The sequence below is a fragment of the Bradyrhizobium sp. Pha-3 genome (genome assembly GCF_042258325.1).
In the GTDB taxonomy this organism is placed as follows: Bacteria; Pseudomonadota; Alphaproteobacteria; order Rhizobiales; family Xanthobacteraceae; genus Bradyrhizobium; species Bradyrhizobium elkanii.
In genome coordinates this window covers 1,036,353-1,057,745 of the sequence record NZ_CP170151.1, presented here as the reverse complement: position 1 = coordinate 1,057,745, position 21,393 = coordinate 1,036,353, and the positions used below count along the sequence as shown (strand labels likewise).

Sequence of the window (21,393 nt, the reverse complement as noted above, 5' to 3'; positions counted from 1 at the left end):
GGAAGGTCAGGATGGGGGTCGGCCGCAGACGCCGCTGCGCAATGGAGAGATGATCCCCACCCGCTTTGCTCTCGCGAGCAAAGCGACCTCCCCTTTTCAAGGGAGGTTTGGAGTATGCATAGCCCAAATGACGGCCTGCCTTCTCCTTCCCCCGGAAAGGGGGAAGGCCGGGATGGGGGTCGGCCGCAGACGCCGCTGCGCGTGGAGAGATGATCCCCACCCGCTTTGCTTTCGCGGGCAAAGCGACCTCCCCTTTTCACGGGAGGTGGAGCTGCCACGTTTGGTTTAGTCGTCCTTGGCGACGACCGGCGCCGCACGCGACGCGGTCCGCGGGCCGTCCTTGCGGTTCAGCATGTCGCGGAGATAGGCGACGTTGGCCGCGGCCTCATCCGACGGCAGGTCGGCCTTGACGATCGTTTCGGCCTCCGCGAAGCGGCCCTGCAGGCCGACGACCAGCGCAAGGTTCTGCCGGATCCGGGTGTCGGCGCGGGCGCTGGCATAGGCCTGGCGCAGCGTCTCTTCCGCTTTCGGCAAATCCTTGGTCAGCATGTAGGACAGGCCGAGATTGGACAGCACCGACGGCTCGTCCGGTGCCAGCCTGAGCGCACTGGCGTAATAGCGCCGCGCCTCGTCGTGCCGGTTCATCTTGTCGAGCGTGGTGCCCTGCACCGACAGGATCCGCCAGTCCGGATTGTCCGGGCTGTGCGCGCGGCTCAGCACGTCGAATGCAGCCTGCGAATTGCCGTTGTCGGCCAGCGCGCGGCCATAGGCGGCGAGCAGCGCCTTGTTGCCGGGGTTGGCGATCGTGGCCTGCTCGAGCACGGCGCAGGCCTGCGAGCGCTGTCCGGTCATGCGCAGGGCCTGGCCATAGCCGACCGCGGCGGCGACATCCTTGGGATTCTTGCGATAGCGCTCGCCGTAGACCTCGACGGCGCGGCGCGGATCATCGGGCGTGGGATCGGACCGGGACGTGATCGATCCCGCCACGTCGGACATGGTCTGGCAACCGCCAAGCCCTGCGGCCAGGACCGCCAGGAGGGCTGCGGAAGCGAGATGCCGGGTCAGATTGGACTGTCGACGCATGGCACTGTGACTCACGAAATCGGGCGAACGGTTCCAGCCGAGCGTGCCAGCAATAGACTGTTAACCCTAACGTCTGGTTAACTGGCGGCACCGGCAGCCGCCTCTCCGGTTCCGGTCCTGCACGGCGCGTGAACCGTTGGCGCGCTACCATCCGTCGCGAAAGGCGTGTAGTAGCCCACCAACGACGCCAGAACAGCCGAGAGCCGCGCATGCCATCCGTGTTCGAGACTGCCCCCACGACCGCCGCCACGCCGATCACCTTCGTCACCAAGGCGACATGGGATGCGATCCGGAGCGAGCTGCCGGCGCCGGCGTGCCAGTTCGCGGCGGCCAATGACTTTGCGGCCAAGCCCGGCAAATTGCTCGTCCTGCCGGGGGCAGACGGCGGCATCGCGCAGGTGCTGTTCGGTCTCGAGGACGCCGACCACAAGGCGCGCGATCCGTTCCGGCCCGGCGCCCTGCCCGGCCTGCTGCCGCCGGGCGTCTATCGGTTCGCCAATGCACCGCATGACACCAGACTTGCCGCACTCGCCTTCGCGCTCGGCTGCTATCGCTTCGGCCGCTATCGCGCGAACAAGGTCCCCGAGGTCCGCCTGGTGCCGCCCGACGGCGTCGACACGGCGGAGATCACCCGGATGGCGGATGCCGCGGCGCTGGCGCGCGACCTCATCAACACGCCGTCCAACGACATGGGGCCGGCCGAGCTCGCGGACGTGGCGCGCGACCTCGCGACGCGGTTCGGTGCGGCCTTCAATTGCATCGACGGTGACGAACTCGCGCAGAACTTTCCGCTGATCCACGCCGTCGGCATGGCGTCGACTCGGCCGCCGCGGCTGGTCGAGCTGAGCTGGGGCGACCCCGCCCATCCGAAGGTGACGCTGGTCGGCAAGGGCGTCTGCTTCGATACCGGCGGGCTCGATCTCAAGCCTTCGAGCGGCATGCTCATCATGAAGAAGGACATGGGCGGCGCCGCCAACGTGCTGGCGCTGGCCCAGATGGTGATGGACGCCAAGCTGAAGCTGCGGCTGCGCGTGCTGATCCCGGCGGTCGAGAACGCGGTTGCCGGCAACGCGTTCCGCCCGCTCGACATCTTCAAGTCGCGCAAGGGCATCACGGTCGAGATCGGCAACACCGACGCCGAAGGGCGGCTGGTGCTCGCCGACGCGCTGGCGCTCGCCGACGAGGAGACGCCCGATCTTTTGGTCGACCTGGGCACGCTGACCGGCGCCGCGCGGGTGGCGCTGGGCCCGGATCTGCCGCCGTTCTACACCAATGACGAGGCGCTTGCCGGCGACGTCGCATCTTGTGCGAAGAGCGAGAACGACCCTTTGTGGCGGATGCCGCTATGGCCGGCCTACGACGCCTGGCTCGACTCCAAGACCGCCGACATCACCAACGCTCCGTCGGGCGGTTTCGCGGGCTCGATCACCTGCGCGCTGTTCCTGCAGCGCTTCGTCGAGCACGCGAGGAGCTGGCTGCACGTCGACATCTACGGCTGGACGCCGTCGGCAAAGCCCGGCCGTCCCGAAGGCGGCGAGTGCCAGGCCGCGCGCGCGATCTACAAATTGCTGAGCCAGCGCTATGCATGACCCCCGTCTGACGCCGGCCCGCGACGACCTCGCGGCGAAATATCTCGAGGGCAAGGTCAAGGCCTTGCGCTTCGTCGAAGGCGAGACGCTCGAGGTCGGCGAGGCCATTGCGCCGCTGCGCCAGGCCCCCGCGGCCGATGCCGAACAGATGACGCAGGCGCTCCGCGGCGAGCGGATCACGGTCTACGATCGCAACGGCGAAGGCTGGGCCTGGGGCCAGCTTGCCGATGATGGCTATGTCGGCTGGATTCCGGAGGCCGCGCTGACGACGCCCGGCGCCGCCCCGACGCACAAGGTGACGGCGCCGCGCACGCTGGCGTTTCCGGGCCCGTCGATCAAGCTGCCGCCGGTCGAGGCGCCGGCGCTGGGGACGAAGCTTGCGATCGTCCGCGAGGACGATGCGTTCGCGATGACCCGCGAAGGCTGGCACCTGCCGCGCCAGCATCTCGCGTCGCTCGACACGATGGCAGGTGATTTCGTCGCGATCGCCGAGCAATTCGTCGGCACTCCGTATCTGTGGGGCGGCAAGTCGAGCCTCGGCATCGATTGCTCCGGCCTGGTGCAGATCGCGCTGACCGCCGCCGGCACCGGCTGCCCGCGCGACAGCGACATGCAGCAGGACGGGCTCGGCCGCGAATTGACGGCGGCGGAATCCAAGCAGCTGCAGCGCGGCGACCTGATCTTCTGGAAGGGCCATGTCGCGATCGTGCGCGACGCGACGACGATCGTGCACGCCAACGCGCATCACATGGCAACGGCGGTGGAGAACACGCACGCCGCGATCGCACGGATCAGAGCGGCCGGCAGCGAGGTCCTCGCGATCAAGCGGCTTTAGGCAATATCCACCCCCGTCATCCTGAGGAGCGCGCCCTCGCGTGCGTCTCGAAGGATCGACGGCCCCGCTCGGGCCACGCATCCTTCGAGGCTCGCCCAGCGGCGCAATTGCGCCGCAAGGCTCGCACCTCAGGACGACGTGGGACTAGAAGCGAGATGCCGTAGGATGGGTAGAGCGCAGCGAAACCCATCAAGCTGCTTCCGCGCGGATGAATGATGGGTTTCGCTTCGCTCTACCCATCCTACAAGATTACGTCGCCACCGCCCCGTCGCCGGCCGCTTCGATGCGGAACGCGGCGGCGAACAGCGCGCGGGTGTAGTCGCTCTTCGGGTTCTTGAACAGCTCGGAGGCCGGTCCTTCCTCTTCGACCTTGCCGGATTTCATCACGATCAAATGGCTCGCCAGCGAGGCGACCACGCGCAGATCGTGCGAGATGAACATGTAGGTGAGGTCGCGCTTGCGCTGCAGGTCGCGCAGCAGGTCGACCATCTGGGCCTGCAGCAGCATGTCGAGCGCGCTGGTCGGCTCGTCCAGCACGACGAAATTCGGCTCCAGCACGACCGCGCGCGCGATCGAGATGCGCTGGCGCTGGCCGCCGGAGAATTCGTGCGGATAGCGGAAGCGCCAGTCGGGATCGAGCCCGACATCCTTCAAAGCCTTGATCACCCGCGCCTCGCGCTCCTCGCGCGACAGCTGCTTCTGGTGCACCTCGAGGCCCTCGGCAATGATGTCGGCCACCGACATGCGCGGGCTGAGCGAGCCGAACGGATCCTGGAACACGATCTGCATGTCGCGGCGGAACGGCCGCATCTGCTTGAAGCGCAGGCCCTGGATGTCGTTGCCGAGGAACACGATCGGACCATCGGACGAAATCAGCCGAAGCAGCGCGAGCCCGAGCGTGGTCTTGCCGGAGCCGGATTCGCCGACCACGCCGAGCGTCTCGCCCTTGCGCACCGCGAGGCTGACGCCATCGACCGCCTTGATGTGGCCGACGGTCGAGCGCAACAGCCCGCGCTTGATCGGAAACCAGACCTTGAGATTGTCCGCCGACATCACGACCGCTGCGCCCGGCTGCGGCGGCGCCGGATCGGGCTTCGGCTCGGCCGCGAGCAGCGCCTGGGTATAGGCGTGCTTCGGCGCGGTGAAGACCTGCTCGACCGGACCCTGCTCGACGATCTTGCCGTTGTTCATCACGCAGACCGTGTCGGCGATGCGGCGGACGATGCCGAGGTCGTGGGTGATGAACAAGAGGCTCATGCCGAGCCGCGCCCTGATCTCGGCCAGCAGCGCCAGGATCTGCGCCTGCACGGTGACGTCGAGCGCGGTGGTCGGCTCGTCCGCGATCAACAGATCGGGCTCGTTGGCAAGCGCCATCGCGATCATCACGCGCTGGCGCTGGCCGCCGGACAATTGGTGCGGATAGCTCTTGAGCCGCGTCTCCGGCTCGGGGATGCCGACCTGGCCCAGTAGCTCCAGCGTCCGCGCCCGCGCCGCCGCGCCACTGACGCCCCTGTGCAGCGACAGGATCTCGCCGATCTGGGTCTCGATGGTCTGGAGCGGATTGAGCGAGGTCATCGGCTCCTGGAAGATGATCGAGATGTCGTTGCCGCGGACCTCGCGCATCTCCTGATCGGACGCGGTCAAGAGGTTGCGGCCGCGGAAGCGGATCGCGCCGCTGGGATGCGATGCCGTCGGATAGGGCAGCAGCTTCAGCACCGACAGCGCGCTGACGGATTTTCCCGAACCGGATTCGCCGACCAGCGCGACGCACTCGCCGCGCTTGATCGAGAACGAGATGCCGTCGACCGCAAGCGCGCGGCCGAAGGCGACCGAGAGATCGCGGACATCGAGCAAAGGCTGGTTGATCGCGTCCATGCCTCAGCCCTTCGAGAACGTCTTGCGTGGATCGAAGGCGTCGCGCGCGGCTTCGCCGATGAAGATCAGGAGCGACAGCATGATCGCGACCGAGAAGAATCCGGTGAGGCCGAGCCACGGCGCCTGCACATTGGCCTTGCCCTGCGACAGCAACTCGCCGAGCGAGGGCGAACCGGGCGGCAGGCCGAAGCCGAGGAAATCCAGCGCCGTCAGTGTCATCACCGAGGACGAGACGATGAAGGGCAGGAACGTCATGGTCGCGACCATCGCGTTCGGCAGCAGATGGCGGAACATGATCACGCCGTTGGAGACGCCAAGCGCGCGCGCCGCCTGGATGTATTCGAAATTGCGGCCGCGCAGGAACTCGGCGCGCACCAGGCCGACCAGCGAGACCCAGGAGAATAGCAGGAGGATTCCGAGCAGGATGAAGAAGCCCGGCGGCAGCACCGCCGAGATGATCAGCAGCAGATAGAGCGAGGGGATCGCGGTCCAGATCTCGATCAGCCGCTGGAAGAAGAGATCGGTCCAGCCGCCGAAATAGCCCTGCACGCCGCCGGCGGCGATGCCGATGATCGAGGACAGGATGGTCAGCGTCAGGCCGAACAGCACCGAGATGCGGAAGCCGTAGATCAGCCGCGCGACCACGTCGCGGCCCTGATCGTCGGTGCCGAGCCAGTTGTATTCGAGGTCGCGGCACCCGGTCAGTCCCTTCCGCTTCACCACGTCCTTGCACTGCTCTTCGGTCAGGAGCCAGGTCGGCTTCGACGGCACCGCCGTCGGCGGGTCGAGGTTGCGGCTGTCGTAGGAGTAACGGATCGGCGGCCAGATCATGCTGCCGCCCTTGGCGGCGATCTGCTTCTGCAAATAGGGATCGCGATAATCGGCCGCGGTCTCGAAGTCACCGCCGAACGTGGTCTCGGCGTAGGTGAAGATCACCGGCCAGTAGAGGCGGCCGTCATATTTGACCATCAGCGGCTTGTCGTTGGCGATGAAATTGGCGAACAGCGACGCCACGAACAGCACGAGGAAGATCCAGAACGACCAGTAGCCGCGGCGATTGGCCTTGAAGTTCTGCCAGCGCCGCCTGTTCAGCGGCGACGGCGAAAAGCCATGCCGCGTCGCGGGCACCGCCTCGCCGAGCGGCGATTGCGTCGAGGTCTCGACCGGTTGGGGCGCGAGCATCGTCATCAGACCTCCCGCGCTTCGAAATCGATCCGAGGATCGATCCACATATAGGCGAGATCGGAGAGCAGATTGACCACCAGCCCGACCAGCGAGAAGATGAACAACGTCCCGAACACCACCGGATAGTCGCGGTTCAACACGCTCTCGAAGCCAAGCAGGCCGAGCCCGTCGAGCGAGAAGATGGTTTCGATCAGCAGCGAGCCGGAGAAGAACGCGTGGATGAACGCGCCGGGGAAGCCGGCGATCACGATCAGCATGGCGTTGCGGAAGATGTGGCCGTACAGCACCTGGCGCTCGCTGCAACCCTTGGCGCGCGCGGTCATCACATATTGCTTGCGGATCTCATCGAGGAACGAGTTCTTGGTCAGCAGGGTCATGGTGGCGAAGGCGCCGAGCGCCATCGACACCAGCGGCAGCGTCAGGTGCCAGAAATAGTCGATGATCTTCCAGTACCAGGGGAATTGCGCCCAGCCGTCCGAAGTCAGGCCGCGCAGCGGGAAGATATTGAGGAATGAGCCGCCGGCAAACAGCACGATCAGGAGGATCGCGAACAGGAAGCCCGGTATCGCAAAGCCGATGATGATCACCGCCGAGGTCCAGGTATCGAACCGCGAGCCGTCCTGCACCGCCTTGCGGATACCGAGCGGGATCGAGATCAGATAGGTCAGCAGCGTCATCCAGATGCCGAGCGACATCGAGACCGGCAGCTTCTCCTTGATCAGCTGCAGCACGCTGACACTCCGGAAATAGCTATTGCCGAAATCGAACCGCGCGAAATTCCACACCATCAGCGCGAACCGCTCCGGCGCAGGCTTGTCGAAGCCGAACTGCACCTCGAGCTTCTTGATGAAATCAGGATCGAGGCCCTGCGCGCCGCGGTATTTCGAGTTGATGGCCGCGCCTGCGCCCGCGCCCTGGCCGCGCTGCGCGCCGAAATCGCCGCCGCCTCCCGACACGCGCGACGTGCCGCCGGTGTCGGCGCCGTTGATCTGCGCGATGACACGCTCGACCGGACCGCCGGGGGCAAACTGCACGACCACGAAGGAGACGAACAGGATGCCGAGCAGCGTCGGCAGCATCAGGAAGATACGTCGGGCGATATAGGCGCTCATCGGCTACTTCGCCTGCTCGAGCTTCGCGGCCTTGGCCGCATCATACCACCAGTTCTCCGGGGCGCCGACGCCCTGGGCGTATTTCGCCAGCTTCTCGGTATGGCCGAACTGGTCCCAATAGGCGATCGGATGCGTGTTGCGGTACCATTGCGGCACCCAGTAGCGGCCGGCGCGGAACACGCGGTCGAAGGCGCGGCAGGCGATCGTCAGCTCATGGCGGCTGTTGGCACCGATGATCTTCTCGATCAGCACGTCGATCGCGGGATTGGCGATGCCCGCGAGATTGTAGGAGCCCTTGGTCTTCGCGGCGTGCGAGGAGAAGAACGGCCGCATGCTGTCGCCGGGCGTCGCCGAGAAGCTGAAGCGCTGCATGGTCATGTCGAAATCGAAGTCTTCCACCCGAGCGCGGTACTGCACCGCGTCGACCAGGCGGAACGTCGCCGCGATGCCGAGCGTGCCGAGGTTCTTGATGTAAGGCCCATGGTGCGGCTGCAGCGAGGGCTCGTCGTTGAGGAACTCGATGGTGATGGGCTCGCCGTTCGGCAGCACGCGCTTGCCGTCCTTGACGACACAGCCGGCCTCGTTGAGCAGTTGCACCGCCTTGCGCAGCAGCGCGCGATCCTGGCCGGAACCGTCGGACATCGGCGGCACGAACGGCAGGCCGAACACCTCGTCGGGCACCTGGCCGCGGAACGGCTCGAGCAGCGCCAGCTCCTCCGGCGAGGGAGGCCCGTCCGCCACCATATCCGAGTTCTGGAACGGCGAGACGGTGCGCGCATAGGCATCGTACATGATGGTCTTGTTGGTCCACTCGAAGTCGAAGGCGCAGATCAGCGCCTCGCGCACGCGTGGATCCTTGAACTTGTCGCGGCGCGTGTTGATGAACCAGCCCTGTGCGCCGGACGGCGTATCGTCGGGCAGCGTCTCGCGCTTGACGCGACCATCCTTCACGGCGGGGAAATCGTAGCGTGTCGCCCAGACGCGCGCGGTGAACTCCTCGCGAAACAGATAGCTCTTCGAGGTGAAGCCCTCGAACGCCACATCGCGGTCGCGATAGAATTCGTAGCGCACGGTGTCGAAATTGTAGCTGCCGCGATTGACCGGCAGCTCGGCGCCCCACCAGTCCTTGATGCGGTCGAATTCGACGTAGCGGTTGACCTCGAACCGGCCGACCTTGTACGGCCCCGAGCCGAGCGGCGCATCGAGCGTCGAGTCCTCGAAGGACCGGTTCGCGTAATAGGCCTTGGAGAAAATCGGCAGGCCCGCAACATAGAGCGGCACGTCGCGCGCGCGCCCCGCGGCGAAGGTCACCACCACGGTCGCGTCATCGGGCGCCTCGGCCTTGACGAAGTCGCGCAGCTGCACCTGGATCAGCGGGTGGCCTTTTTCCTTCAGCGTATTGAGCGAGAAGGCGACGTCCTGCGCGGTCAGCTTCGAGCCGTCATGGAAGCGCGCCTCGGGGCGCATGGTGAAGCGGTAGGTCAGCTTGTCCGGCGAAATCTGCACCGACTTCGCGGCATAGCCGTACATGGCGTCGGGCTCGTCATTGGCGCGCGACATCAGCGTCGCGAACGTCATGTCCATGCCCTGCGCGCCTTCGCCCTTGAGGACGTAGGCATTCAGCGAATTGAAGGTGTAGTAGGACTGGTTGTAACCGCGCACCCACGGGATCACCGAGAACGCCCCGCCCTTCGGCGCCTTCGGATTGACGTAGTCGAAGATCTTGAAATCCGCCGGATATTTCAGGTCGCCGAACACCGACATGCCGTGCATCTCGGTTCCGTTGTCGGCCACCGCCGGTGCAGCACGCAAGCCTGCAGCACCCAACGCACCGATGCCGAGACCGAGTGCGTGCCGACGGGAGAATAGCGCCATGCGCGAATCCTTGAGTTCTATGAACGCTTGAGCTTGGCCGCCTTGTCGGCGTCGTACCACCAAAGATTTGGGAATCCCGAAACAGCGTATTTCGGCAGCGGGTCGGGATGGCTGAAGCGATCCCAGTACGCGTAGCGCTGCTTGTCGTAATTGAAGTGTGGAACAAGATAGAAGTTCCAGAGCAAGACCCGGTCCAGCGCCTTGGCGGCGGCGACCTGATCGGCGCGGCTGGTGGCGAAGATGATGCGCTCGATGATGGCATCGACCGCCGGATTCTTGATGCCGGGAAGATTGTTGGAGCCTGGCCGGTCGGCCGCCTGCGAGCCGAAATTGTCGCGCTGCTCGTTGCCGGGCGAGATCGACTGGCCCCAGACCTGGGTCACCATCTCGAAATCGTATTCGCGGACCCGGTTCTGATACTGCACCGTGTCCACGGCACGCAGATTGACGGTGATGCCGAGGCGCTCAAGGCTCGGCTTGTAGAACAGCGCAATCCGCTCCATGCCGGAATCGCCGCTGTTGCCGAGTATCTCGACCGTGAACGGCTGACCGGACGAATCGATGAGCTTGCGATCGCGGATCTCGAAGCCTGCTTCCTTCAACAGCCGCGTCGCCTCGCGCAGATTGGCGCGCACGTTCTCCGGCGTGCCGCCGACCGGATCCTTGTAGGGCGTCGTGAAGACTTCCGGAGGCACCTTGTCGCGCACCGTCTCCAGGATCTCGAGCTCCTTGCCTTCCGGCAGGCCGGTCGCCATCAGATCGGGGATGCCGTCGAAATAGCTTGAATCGCGATGATACTCGCCGGTCGAGAGCACGCGATTCATCTCTTCGAAATCGAACGCGTAGTTGAAGGCGCGGCGCAGCCTGGCATCGGCGAATTTCGGGCGCCTCAGGTTGAACACCCAGCCCTGCATCCGACCCTGGTTGCGAACGGTGAAGAGCTCCTTGAGCAGCCGCTTCTCACGCACCGGCGACACGTCGTAGGCCGACGCCCATTCCTTGGCGCTACGCTCGTTGTACCAATCGAACTGGTCGGCCTTCAGCGCCTCGCGCGCGACGGTGTCGTCGCGGAAATATTCGTAGCGCAGCTCGTCGAAATTGTTCTGTCCGATCGCGATCGGAATGTCCTTGCCCCAGTAGACTTTGACGCGCTCGAGCACGACCGACCGCCCGGCGACGAACTCCTTGATCCGATAGGGACCCGAGCCGAGCGGCGGCTCCAGCGTGCTCGCGGTGATGTCACGCTTCTTGCCCTGCGCGTCGGTGCCTTCCCACCAATGCTTGGGCAAAATAGTGAGCTGGCCGGTAATCATCGGCAGCTCGCGGTTGCCTGCGCTGTCGAATGTGAACTTGACGTCGCGATCGCCGATCTTCTCGGCCTTTACGATATGCCGGTAGTAGGCGCTGAACATCGGGCTGTTCGCCTTCCACGCCTCGAAGGAGAAGATCACGTCCTCCGGCGTGACCGGCTTGCCGTCGTGCCAGCGTGATCCGGGCCGCAGGCGGTAGATCACGTATGAGAAATCATCGGGAAAGGCTGCCGCCTCGGCGAGTTCGCCGTAATAGGTATCGGGCTCGTCGAGCGAGGCCTCCATCAGCGAGTCGTAGATGCGGGCGACAGCCGCCGAGACGGAGCCCTTCAACCCCGCAACGACGAGGTTGAAGCTGTCATAGGTGCCGGGCTGGAACAGCCGCACCACGCCGCCCTTCGGCGCGTCCGGCTTGACGTAGTCGTAGCGCTTGAAGTCGGCGGGATATTTGATTTCGCCGTAGGTCGAGAGGCCGTGCCGCCATTTCAGCCCGTTGGGGGCATCGTCGGCGAAGGCCGGCGTGATCGCCGACAGGCCGGGGGAGAGTCCGAGCGCCGGAGCCATTGCCGCCAGTGCGCTGCCTTGAAGGAGGTGTCGTCGGGTGATCGCCAAATTCGGTCTTCCTGCTTGCGGCCCCGCTTACATGGGACCCAATATAAGGCAACGGTTCGACAAATTACGTTGCTTTTTCCTCATGATATTGGCCCGGGAACAATATCGGTGCGGCGAAACGTCCCGATAACAACCCCGCGACAGCGGATTCCCCATGCGAAAACGGCCAGGCATTGCCTGGCCGTTTCATCCGCATGCTTGCGCGAAGCAAATCGTTACTTCGAGGCGGTCGGGAGCGGAGCCGGGTGCTCCGAGTTCGAATTCAGATAGGCGATGATGTCGGCGCGCTCGCTGTCCTTCGGCACGCCGGCGAAGCCCATCGCGGTGCCCGGGATGAAGCCCTTCGGGTTGGTCAGGAACTTGTTGAGGTCGTCGAACGACCATTCGCCGCCCTTGCCCTTCATCGCGGCCGAGAAATTGAAACCGCGGCCCTCGCCCTTCTTCTCGCCGACGACGCCGAACAGGTTCGGGCCGACGCGGTTGGGACCGCCCTTCTCGAAGGTGTGGCAGGCCTGGCACTTCTTGGCGGCCGCCGCGCCCTTCTCGACCGAAGCGGTCTGCAGCAGCTTCTCGATCGGCTCGGATGCGGCCGCAGCGGCCTCGCCGCCACCGCCATGGGACTCTTCCTTCACCGCGATCTCAAAACCCGGCTTCTCCGGCAGCTTCGGCGCGAATTTCGCGCTGGCGGCAAAGCTCATCACCAGGACGACGATGCAGGTGCCGAGAACCGCACCGAGGATTTTGTTGAGTTCGAAGGAGTCCATTTTGGGTCAGGCTCCGGGCCTTGAATGTCGACTTCAGGCCGGGAATACGGCCGCGGGGAAAGACCTGGGAATCGGCCTTATCGCACCGCCCCAAGCAGGGTTGAGATATCGGTTTGCCCGCGCTCTGGCAACCCGTATAAACGCGCCGAATTCAACCTCCTCCCCGGCAATTTCCGCAGGCCGGACGGGCCCCGACACGAATGACCCAACCCCGTACCTTGGTGCTGATTCCGGCCCGCATGGCCGCCACCCGGTTGCCAGGAAAACCGCTGCTCCAGATCGCCGGCGTGCCGATGATCGTCCATGTGCTGCGGCGCGCCGAGGCGGCAGGCATCGGCCGGGTTGCGGTCGCCACCGACACGGCCGAGATCGCTACGGCGGTGAAGGCTGCCGGAGGCGAGGTCGTGATGACCCGCCCCGACCACCCGTCCGGCTCGGACCGGATTTATGAAGCGATGACGACCCTCGACCCGGGCGGCCGTGCCGAGATCGTGGTCAATCTGCAGGGCGATTTTCCGACCATCACCCCCGAGACCATCCGCAGCGTGATGCCGGCGCTTGACGATCCCGCAGTCGACATCTCGACCCTGGCCTCGCGCATCCATAGCGAGGAGGAGGATCAGGCGCCCAGCGTCGTCAAGGCGGTCGGCTCGCCGATCGGGCCGAACCGGTTGCGCGCGCTGTATTTCACCCGCACCACCGCGCCTTATGGCGACGGGCCGCGCTACCATCATATCGGCCTGTACGCCTATCGCCGCGCCGCGCTGGAGCGGTTCGTAGCGCTGCCGCCCTCGCCGCTGGAGCAGCAGGAAAAGCTCGAGCAGTTGCGCGCGCTGGAAGCCGGGATGCGGATCGACATCACCATCGTCGATACCGTCCCGCGCGGCGTCGACACCCCGGCCGATCTCGAAACCGCCCGCAGAATACTTTCCAAAGCCTGACCGGCTGGTAAAAGGCCACCCATGACCAAGAAGCTGAAAATCGCGTTCCAGGGCGAGCCTGGCGCCAATTCCCATATCGCGATCGTCGAGGCCTATCCCGACGCCGAGCCGATGCCCTGCCCAACCTTCGAGGACGCGCTGGCGGCGATTTCCTCGGGCGAGGCCGATCTCGGCATGATCCCGATCGAGAATTCGGTCGCCGGCCGCGTCGCCGATATCCATCATTTGCTGCCGGCCTCGGGCCTGTTCATCGTCGGCGAATGGTTCTTGCCGATCCGCCACCAGCTGATGGCGATCAAGGGCACCAAGCTCGCCGACATCAAGAGCGTGGAGAGCCACGTCCACGCGCTCGGCCAGTGCCGCCGCGTCATCCGCAGGCTCGGCATCAAGCCGATCGTCGCCGCCGACACCGCCGGCAGCGCCCGCGACATCTCCGAGCGCGGCGACAAGAGCGTGGCGGCGATCGCCTCCCGCCTCGCCGCCGATATCTACGGCCTCGACATTCTCGCCGAGGACATCGAGGACGAGGCCCACAACACCACCCGCTTCGTGGTGCTGGCGCGCGAGGCGAAATGGGCCGCGCAGGGCTCGGGACCGCTGGTCACGACTTTTGTCTTCCGGGTGCGCAACTTGCCCGCCGCGCTCTACAAGGCGCTGGGCGGCTTTGCCACCAACGGCGTCAACATGACCAAGCTCGAAAGCTACATGGTCGACGGCAATTTCTTCGCCACGCAATTCTATGCCGATGTCGACGGTCACCCCGACGACCGCGGGCTCGCCTTTGCGATCGAGGAATTGAAATTCTTCTCGCGCGAATTCCGCATCGTCGGCGTCTATCCCGGCCACCCGTTCCGCGCCACCTTCAGCGAGACGCAGGATTAGACCAGGCGAGCGCAGCCTCTCTACGGGGTCGTCCCGGCGAAAGCCGGGACCCATAACCACCGATGTTGGTAGGCAGCAAAGGCGACAACCAGTTTGCGCAACAACGGGGGCCGCGGCGTATGGGTCCCGGCTTTCGCCGGGACGACGATCACGAAACGGCCGCCCTCTTCGCAAGCCCGAACGCCTCGGCGAGCAGGCTGTACGACTTCTTCCGCGCCGCGTGGTCGTAGACCGCTGATATCACCATCAGCTCGTCGGCCTGGGTCGCCGCGATCAGCGGCTGCAGCTTCGTCATCACAGTTGCAGGGCTGCCGACGAAGAGGCGGGCGCGGTTGCGCGCGATCGAGGCGCGCTCGGCGTCGGTGTAGGGATAGGCTTCTGCCTCCTCGACGCTAGGCAGCGGCAGATACTGGCCGCGGTCGCGGCGCAGCCGGTTGAGATCCATCGACATCGCAAGCCGCTCGGCTTCCGCGTCGGTCTCCGCCGTGACGACGGCGACTGCCAGGATCGACTGCGGCGTCGCGCGCCAGCCCGACGGCTTGAAATGCGCGCGGTAGTTCGTCATCGCCGCAATTGCGTCGTGAGTGGCAAAATGATGCGCGAACGCAAAGCCCATCCCGACCTGTGCGGCGAGCTCGGCGGAATAATCGCTCGAGCCGAGCAGCCAGATCGGCGGCAGCGGCGAGTCGTCCGGCATCGCCACCACATTGTTGTAGGGATGGCCGGGTGGGAAATCGCGCGTCTCCCACAAGGTCAGCTCGTGCAGCCGCTCGAGGAAATCATCGCCCTCGCGGCGATCGAGCCGGCTGCGCAGCGCGTAGGCGGTGGCGCCGTCGGTGCCGGGCGCGCGGCCGAGGCCGAGATCGATGCGGCCGGGAAACAGCGCCTCCAGCATCTTGAAGCGTTCGGCGACCACCAGCGGCGCATGGTTGGGCAGCATCACGCCGCCGGAGCCGACACGGATATGCTGCGTCACCGCCGCGATCTGCCCGATCATCAGATCGGGCGCCGGGCTCGCGACGGAAGCGAGGTTGTGGTGCTCGGCGAGCCAATAACGTGTGTAGCCGAGACCATCGACATGGCGCGCCAGATCGATGCTGTTGCGGAGCGCAGCGGCCGGCCTGGTGCCAGTGGTGACGACGGACAGGTCGAGGACGGAGAGCGGAATCATGGCCGTCAACCTAGTGTGGTGCCACGAGGCGACAAAGGCCCCGGCCGCGCAGACCAGTCCCGCAGCGAAACGTCGGCGCCGGCAGCCGCTGATTTTGGGACGATATACGACGATTCATTGATGCACCAAGCTACCCACTATCGATTTCGACCTCTAATCACTTGGAAATTCGTTATTATATCAGTATTTTCAACATATTAATTCTATTGTCGTGGAACCAATGACTTGCCCACCTGACGTTCTCGATAGTCAGTTTTTGTCGAATCTACGCCACGAATGGGCAATTTCCCATATCCGATGGGCTGTTTGATCCCACGCGTTTGGCTTATCTTAGGGCCTTCATATCCAGGCCGGACGTCTGCCCTCCAGTTGCGGAGCCTTTGCGTATCATGACCGAGACCATTTCCTCCGTGCATAACGCACCGCGTGCGCCCAAGGCGCCGAAAATCTCCTTCGAGTTCTTCCCGCCGAAGACCGAAGAGATGGAGCGCAATCTCTGGGAGACGATCAATCGCCTGGCGCCGCTGACGCCGAACTTCGTCTCGGTCACCTACGGCGCGGGCGGCTCGACCCGCGAGCGCACCCATTCGACCATCACTCGCATCCTGCGCGAGACCGATCTGCTGCCGGCCGCGCATCTGACCTGCGTCAGCGCCTCGCGCGGCGAGATCGACGACATCGTCGACCGCTATCATGAGGTCGGCGTCCGTCACATCGTCGCGCTGCGCGGCGATCCGCCCGGCGGCATCGGCACGCCGTACTTCACCCATCCGGACGGCTACCAGAGCTCGGCCGAGCTCGTTGCCGGGATCAAGCGGCGGCACGCCGACATCGAGATCTCGGTGTCCGCCTATCCGGAGAAGCATCCGGAAGCGAAGGATTTCGACGCCGATATCGACACGCTGAAGGCCAAGGTCGACGCCGGCGCGACGCGCGCGATTACCCAGGTGTTCTTCGACAACGACCTCTACCACCGCTATGTCGACCGGGTGCGCGCGCGCGGCATCGAGATTCCGATCGTGCCGGGCATCATGCCGATGCACAATTTCAAGCAGGCGCGCAATTTCGTGACCCGCGCCGGTACCAGCGTGCCGGACTGGCTCGCCGAGAAGTTCGAGGGCCTCGACAACGACGCCGAGACCCGCAAGCTGGTCGCCGCCACCGTCGCCGCCGGCCAGGTGCAGAAGCTGTTCAAGCACGGCGTCGACACCTTCCACTTCTACACCATGAACCGCGCGGACCTCGTGTTCGCGATCAGCCACCTGCTCGGCATCCGGCCGAACGGTGCCCAGAAAGCTGCCTGACACATGTCCGTTCCCGTTTCCCCCAAGCGTAACGCTTTGCTCGCGGCTGCCCGCGAGCGCATCCTGGTGCTCGACGGCGCCATGGGCACGATGATCCAGGGCCTGCAATTCGATGAAGCCGCTTTCCGCGGCGCGCGCTTTGCGGACTTCCACCGCGACATCAAGGGCAACAACGATCTGTTGATCCTGACCCAGCCCGCTGCGATCACGGACATCCACGCCGCATATCTGCGCGCCGGCGCCGACATCGTCGCGACCAACACCTTCTCCTCGACGTCGATCGCGCAGGCCGACTACGACATGTCGGACCTCGCCTATGAGCTGAACCTGCAGGGCGCCCGCCTGGCGCGCACCGCCGCCGAGCGGGTGAGCGCCGAAGACGGCAAGCCGCGCTTTGTCGCCGGCGCGCTCGGCCCGACCAACCGCACCGCCTCGATCTCGCCCGACGTTTCCAATCCCGGCTATCGCGCGGTCACCTTCGACGATTTGCGCAAGGCCTATGGCGAACAGGCCAAGGGCCTGCTCGACGGCGGCGCCGACCTGCTGCTAGTTGAGACCATCTTCGACACGCTGAACGCCAAGGCCGCGCTGTACGCGATCTCCGAGATCATCGAGGAGCGCGGCATCGACGTGCCCGTGATGATTTCCGGCACCATCACCGACAAGTCCGGCCGCCTGCTCTCCGGGCAATTGCCGGAGGCGTTCTGGCATTCGGTGCGGCACGCCAAGCCGATCACGATCGGCTTCAACTGCGCACTCGGCGCCGAGGATCTGCGGGCGCACATCGCCGATATCGGCCGCGTCGCCGACACGCTGGTGTGTGCTTATCCGAACGCCGGCCTGCCCAACGAATTCGGCCAGTATGACGAGACGCCGGACTACATGGCGCGGCTGATCGGCGAATTCGCCGCCGCCGGCCTCGTCAACATCGTCGGCGGCTGCTGCGGCACCACGCCCGACCATATCGCGGCGATCGCCAAGGCCGTCGCCCCGCACAAGCCGCGCGTGGTGCCCGAGATCGCACCGCGGCTCAGGCTGTCCGGCCTCGAGCCGTTCACGCTGACCGACGCCATCCCGTTCGTGAATGTCGGCGAGCGCACCAACGTCACCGGCTCCGCACGCTTCCGCAAGCTGATCACCGCCGGCGACTACACCGCCGCGCTGCAGGTCGCGCGCGACCAGGTCGAGAACGGCGCCCAGGTCATCGACGTCAACATGGACGAGGGTCTCCTCGACTCTGAGGCGGCGATGGTGACGTTCCTCAACCTCGTCGCCGCCGAGCCCGACATCGCGCGCGTGCCCGTGATGGTCGACTCGTCGAAATTCCACGTCATCGAAGCCGGCCTGAAGTGCATCCAGGGCAAGCCGATCGTGAACTCGATCTCGATGAAGGAAGGCGAGGAGAAATTCCTGCACGAAGCGACGGTCGCCAAGCGCCACGGCGCCGCCGTGGTGGTGATGGCGTTCGATGAGACCGGCCAGGCCGACACGTTCGCGCGCAAGACCGAAATCTGCAAGCGCGCCTATGACATCCTGGTCGGCCGGCTCGACTTCCCGCCGGAGGACATCATCTTCGATCCGAACATTTTTGCGATCGCGACCGGCCTCGAGGAGCACAACAATTACGGCGTCGATTTCATCGAGGCGACGCGCTGGATCCGCCAGAACCTGCCGGCCGCCCACATCTCCGGCGGCGTCTCCAACCTGTCGTTCTCGTTCCGCGGCAACGAGCCGGTGCGCGAGGCGATGCACTCGGTGTTCCTGTATCACGCGATCCATGCCGGCATGGACATGGGCATCGTCAATGCCGGGCAGATGATCGTCTATGACGACATCGACCCCGAGCTGCGCCAGACCTGCGAGGACGTGATCCTCAACCGCGATCCCGGCGCCTCCGAGCGGCTCCTGGCGCTGGCCGAGAAGTTCCGCGGCAAGGAGAAGCAGACCAAGGAGCAGGATCTCACCTGGCGCGAATGGCCGGTCGAGAAGCGGCTGTCGCACGCGTTGGTGCACGGCATCACCGAGTTCATCGAAGACGACACCGAGGCCGCGCGCCAGAACGCGTCCCGTCCGCTCGATGTCATCGAGGGCCCGCTGATGGCCGGCATGAACGTGGTCGGCGACCTGTTCGGCGACGGCAAGATGTTCCTGCCGCAGGTCGTGAAGTCGGCCCGCGTGATGAAGCAGGCGGTCGCCTATCTGATGCCGTTCATGGAGGAGGAGAAGGCCCGCAACCTCGCCAACGGCATCACCGGCGGCCGCAACGCCGCAGGCAAGATCGTACTCGCGACGGTGAAGGGCGACGTCCACGACATCGGCAAGAACATCGTCGGCATCGTGCTCCAGTGCAACAATTTCGAGGTCATCGACCTCGGCGTCATGGTGCCCGCCAACAAGATCATCGAGACCGCGAAGGCCGAGGGCGCCGACATCATCGGCCTGTCCGGCCTGATCACGCCCTCGCTCGACGAGATGAGCTTCCTCGCCGGCGAGCTGCAACGGCAGGGCATGAACCTGCCGCTCCTGATCGGCGGCGCCACCACGAGCCGCGTGCACACCGCCGTGAAGATCGACCCGAACTATCCGGGCGGCCCGGTCGTGCATGTCAACGATGCGAGCCGCGCCGTCGGCGTCGCCTCCTCGCTGCTGTCGGCCGAGAAGAAGCAGGCCTACGCCGCCGAGGTGCGCGCCGAATACGCCAAGATCTCGACGGCGCATTTCCGCGCCCAGGCCGACAAGAAGCGGCTGAAGCTGGGCGACGCCCGCGCCAACAAGGTCGCGATCGACTTTGCGGCGGCGCCGCCGAAGAAGCCGGCCTTCTTCGGGCTGAAGAGCTTTGATGCCTACGATCTCGCCGAGCTCGCCGACTACATCGACTGGACGCCGTTCTTCCAGACCTGGGAGCTGACCGGCCGCTTCCCGGCGATTCTCGACGATCCCAAGGTCGGCGAAGTCGCCCGCTCGCTCTATGCCGACGCGCGCAAGATGCTCGACACCATCATCAAGGAGAAGTGGTTCACCGCCCGCGCCACCGTCGGCTTCTGGCCGGCCAACGCCGTCGGCGACGACATCGAGGTGTATGCCGACGAGAGCCGGGCCAGGAAGATCGCGACCTTCCATACGCTGCGCCAGCAGCTCGAGAAGCGCGAGGGCCGCTTCAACGCCGCGCTGTCCGATTTCATCGCGCCGAAGGAAACCGGCATCGCCGACTATATCGGCGGCTTCGTGGTCACGGCCGGGATCGGCGAGGATGCGGTCGCCGACCGCTTCAAGAACGCCAATGACGACTACTCCTCGATCCTGTGCAAGGCGCTGGCCGATCGCCTGGCGGAAGCCTTTGCCGAGCGCATGCACCAGCGCGTGCGCAAGGAGTTCTGGGGCTATGCGCCCGACGAGGCGTGGTCGGCGGACGAATTGATCCTCGAGAAGTACGATGGCATCCGCCCGGCGCCCGGCTATCCGGCGCAGCCCGACCACACCGAGAAGCGGACGCTGTTCGCGCTGCTCGATGCCGAGAACACCGCCGGCGTGAAGCTGACCGAGAGCTTTGCGATGTGGCCGGGGTCGTCGGTCTCGGGCCTGTATTTCTCGCACCCCGAGAGCTTCTATTTCGGCGTCGGCAAGATCGAGCGCGACCAGGTCGAGGACTATGCCGCGCGCAAGGCCATGACGGTCGCCGAGATCGAGCGCTGGCTGGCGCCGGTGCTGAACTACATCCCCGCGCAGGACGGCGCCAAGGGATCGGCGATCGCGCCCGCCGCGACGCCTGCCAACGACGCGGAGCTGGCCTCGCATCCGCAGGGCTGCACCTGCGCGGTGCACCTCGCCTGGCGCAAGAAGAAGGTGGGGGCGGGATAGCTCTTTCTTCCCTTCTCCCCTTGTGGGAGAAGGTGGCTCGCATCGACAGATGCGAGCCGGATGAGGGGTCTCTATCCGCGGAGGCAGACCCCTCACCGTCCGCGATGCTGCCGCATCGCGTCCACCCCCTCCCACAAGGGGAGAGGGGAAGAAATGCGGGGTGCACTCCATGCAATTCTTCTCCTTCTGGCGATCGCTGGCGAGCTTTCGGGTGCGGATTGCGCTCAACCTCAAGGGCGTGGCCGCCGACGTCGTCTTCGTCGATCTCGATGCGGACGCGCATCGCACCGACGCCTATCGCAAGATCAATCCGCAGATGGCGCTGCCGGCGCTCGTGACCGACGACGGCACGGTGCTGTTCCAGTCGCTGGCGATCATCGACTGGCTCGACGAGACTTTTCCGACGCCGCCGCTGCTGCCGGCGGATGCGCTCGGCCGCGCCCGGGTGCGCGGGCTGGCACTGATCGTCGCCTGCGAGGGCCATCCGCTGCTGACGCCGCGCCTGCGCCGCTATCTCGACCGCGAGCTCGATCTGCGCGACAGCCAGCAGAACGCGTGGCGGCGGCACTGGACGATCGAGACGCTGGCGGCGCTCGAGGGCCACCTCGCCGGCCACAAGGCAACCGGCCGGTTCTGTCATGGCGATGCGCCGACCCTTGCCGACATCTGCCTGGTCGGCCACGTCACGGCGGCGATCAACCAGCAGATCAGCCTGTCGCCCTGGCCGACCGTGAAGCGCATCCACGAGACCGCCATGGCGCTGCCGGCGTTCGCGAAGGCGCATCCGTCCGTGCAGCCGGATACACCGGAAGCGATGCGGGCGAAGTAGGTTGCGGACGCGTTGCAAAGGACACGCAGAGGCGCAGACGCGTGCGCGGTTCTCTCTCGACCGTCGTCCCGGCGAAGGCCGGGACCGATACGCCGCGGCGGATGTTGCGGATGGGACTGGCCGTTCCAGCATCGCATAACCATTTGCAGCGGTGGTTATGGGTCCCGG

The 21,393-nt window shown here is 65.6% G+C and carries 15 protein-coding genes; 7 read left to right on the top strand and 8 right to left on the bottom strand.

The window, feature by feature from the left end:
- Nucleotides 1–285: 285 nt before the first annotated feature.
- On the bottom strand, nt 286–1,083 hold the full coding sequence (locus ACE10X_RS04985; RefSeq protein WP_038387580.1) for a tetratricopeptide repeat protein: 798 nt from the start codon (nt 1,081–1,083) through the stop codon (nt 286–288).
- A gap of 209 nt (nt 1,084–1,292) precedes the next feature.
- On the opposite strand from ACE10X_RS04985, the gene ACE10X_RS04980 reads away from it, so the two are divergent.
- Both ACE10X_RS04980 and ACE10X_RS04975 read left to right on the top strand, forming a co-directional pair.
- Entirely contained in the window at nt 1,293–2,672 is a 1,380-nt protein-coding gene (locus tag ACE10X_RS04980) for a M17 family metallopeptidase (RefSeq protein WP_038387584.1), read from the top strand.
- On the top strand, nt 2,665–3,507 hold the full coding sequence (locus tag ACE10X_RS04975) for a C40 family peptidase (protein WP_375764061.1): 843 nt from the start codon (nt 2,665–2,667) through the stop codon (nt 3,505–3,507). The genes ACE10X_RS04980 and ACE10X_RS04975 overlap by 8 nt, the downstream gene beginning before the upstream one ends.
- Before the next feature lie 249 nt (nt 3,508–3,756).
- On the opposite strand, the gene ACE10X_RS04970 is transcribed toward ACE10X_RS04975, so the two are convergent.
- From ACE10X_RS04970 to ACE10X_RS04945, 6 genes are all read right to left on the bottom strand, one after another.
- Nucleotides 3,757–5,382, bottom strand: a complete 1,626-nt coding sequence (locus tag ACE10X_RS04970; RefSeq protein ID WP_038387586.1) for an ABC transporter ATP-binding protein — start codon at nt 5,380–5,382, stop codon at nt 3,757–3,759.
- Nucleotides 5,383–5,385: 3 nt separating this feature from the next.
- Nucleotides 5,386–6,570: an ABC transporter permease gene (locus ACE10X_RS04965; protein ID WP_038387587.1), complete on the bottom strand. Its 1,185-nt coding sequence runs from the start codon at nt 6,568–6,570 to the stop codon at nt 5,386–5,388.
- The gene (locus tag ACE10X_RS04960) at nt 6,570–7,679 is read right to left on the bottom strand and encodes a microcin C ABC transporter permease YejB (RefSeq protein WP_016842625.1); all 1,110 of its coding nucleotides are present in this window, start codon (nt 7,677–7,679) and stop codon (nt 6,570–6,572) included. Before ACE10X_RS04960 ends, ACE10X_RS04965 begins: the two co-directional genes overlap by 1 nt.
- A gap of 3 nt (nt 7,680–7,682) precedes the next feature.
- Nucleotides 7,683–9,554, bottom strand: a complete 1,872-nt coding sequence (locus tag ACE10X_RS04955; RefSeq protein WP_038387588.1) for an extracellular solute-binding protein — start codon at nt 9,552–9,554, stop codon at nt 7,683–7,685.
- 17 nt (nt 9,555–9,571) lie between these two features.
- Nucleotides 9,572–11,428, bottom strand: coding sequence for an extracellular solute-binding protein (locus tag ACE10X_RS04950; protein WP_038387589.1), 1,857 nt, complete (start codon nt 11,426–11,428; stop codon nt 9,572–9,574).
- Nucleotides 11,429–11,691: 263 nt separating this feature from the next.
- Nucleotides 11,692–12,240, bottom strand: coding sequence for a cytochrome c family protein (locus tag ACE10X_RS04945; protein ID WP_028342300.1), 549 nt, complete (start codon nt 12,238–12,240; stop codon nt 11,692–11,694).
- A gap of 200 nt (nt 12,241–12,440) precedes the next feature.
- Between ACE10X_RS04945 and ACE10X_RS04940 the strand changes: the two genes are divergently transcribed.
- Both ACE10X_RS04940 and ACE10X_RS04935 read left to right on the top strand, forming a co-directional pair.
- Complete coding sequence (locus ACE10X_RS04940; RefSeq protein WP_038387590.1) at nt 12,441–13,181, top strand: 3-deoxy-manno-octulosonate cytidylyltransferase; 741 nt, start codon at nt 12,441–12,443, stop codon at nt 13,179–13,181.
- Nucleotides 13,182–13,202: 21 nt separating this feature from the next.
- Complete coding sequence (locus tag ACE10X_RS04935) at nt 13,203–14,063, top strand: prephenate dehydratase (protein WP_038387591.1); 861 nt, start codon at nt 13,203–13,205, stop codon at nt 14,061–14,063.
- Between the two features lie 148 nt (nt 14,064–14,211).
- Here ACE10X_RS04935 and ACE10X_RS04930 read toward each other — a convergent pair whose 3' ends face one another.
- On the bottom strand, nt 14,212–15,234 hold the full coding sequence (locus ACE10X_RS04930) for an LLM class flavin-dependent oxidoreductase (RefSeq protein ID WP_038387592.1): 1,023 nt from the start codon (nt 15,232–15,234) through the stop codon (nt 14,212–14,214).
- Nucleotides 15,235–15,623: 389 nt separating this feature from the next.
- Here ACE10X_RS04930 and metF point away from each other — a divergent pair, with 389 nt between their 5' ends.
- The 3 genes from metF to maiA all read left to right on the top strand — a co-directional run bounded on the left by metF (nt 15,624) and on the right by maiA (nt 21,225).
- A complete protein-coding gene (metF, locus tag ACE10X_RS04925) occupies nt 15,624–16,538 on the top strand; it encodes a methylenetetrahydrofolate reductase [NAD(P)H] (RefSeq protein WP_038387593.1) in 915 nt (304 codons plus the stop codon).
- 3 nt (nt 16,539–16,541) lie between these two features.
- Complete coding sequence (gene metH, locus ACE10X_RS04920) at nt 16,542–20,396, top strand: methionine synthase (protein WP_304557462.1); 3,855 nt, start codon at nt 16,542–16,544, stop codon at nt 20,394–20,396.
- Between the two features lie 169 nt (nt 20,397–20,565).
- Nucleotides 20,566–21,225 (top strand): maleylacetoacetate isomerase, encoded by a 660-nt coding sequence (gene maiA / locus ACE10X_RS04915; RefSeq protein ID WP_038387596.1) that lies wholly within the window; start codon nt 20,566–20,568, stop codon nt 21,223–21,225.
- Nucleotides 21,226–21,393: the final 168 nt, after the last annotated feature.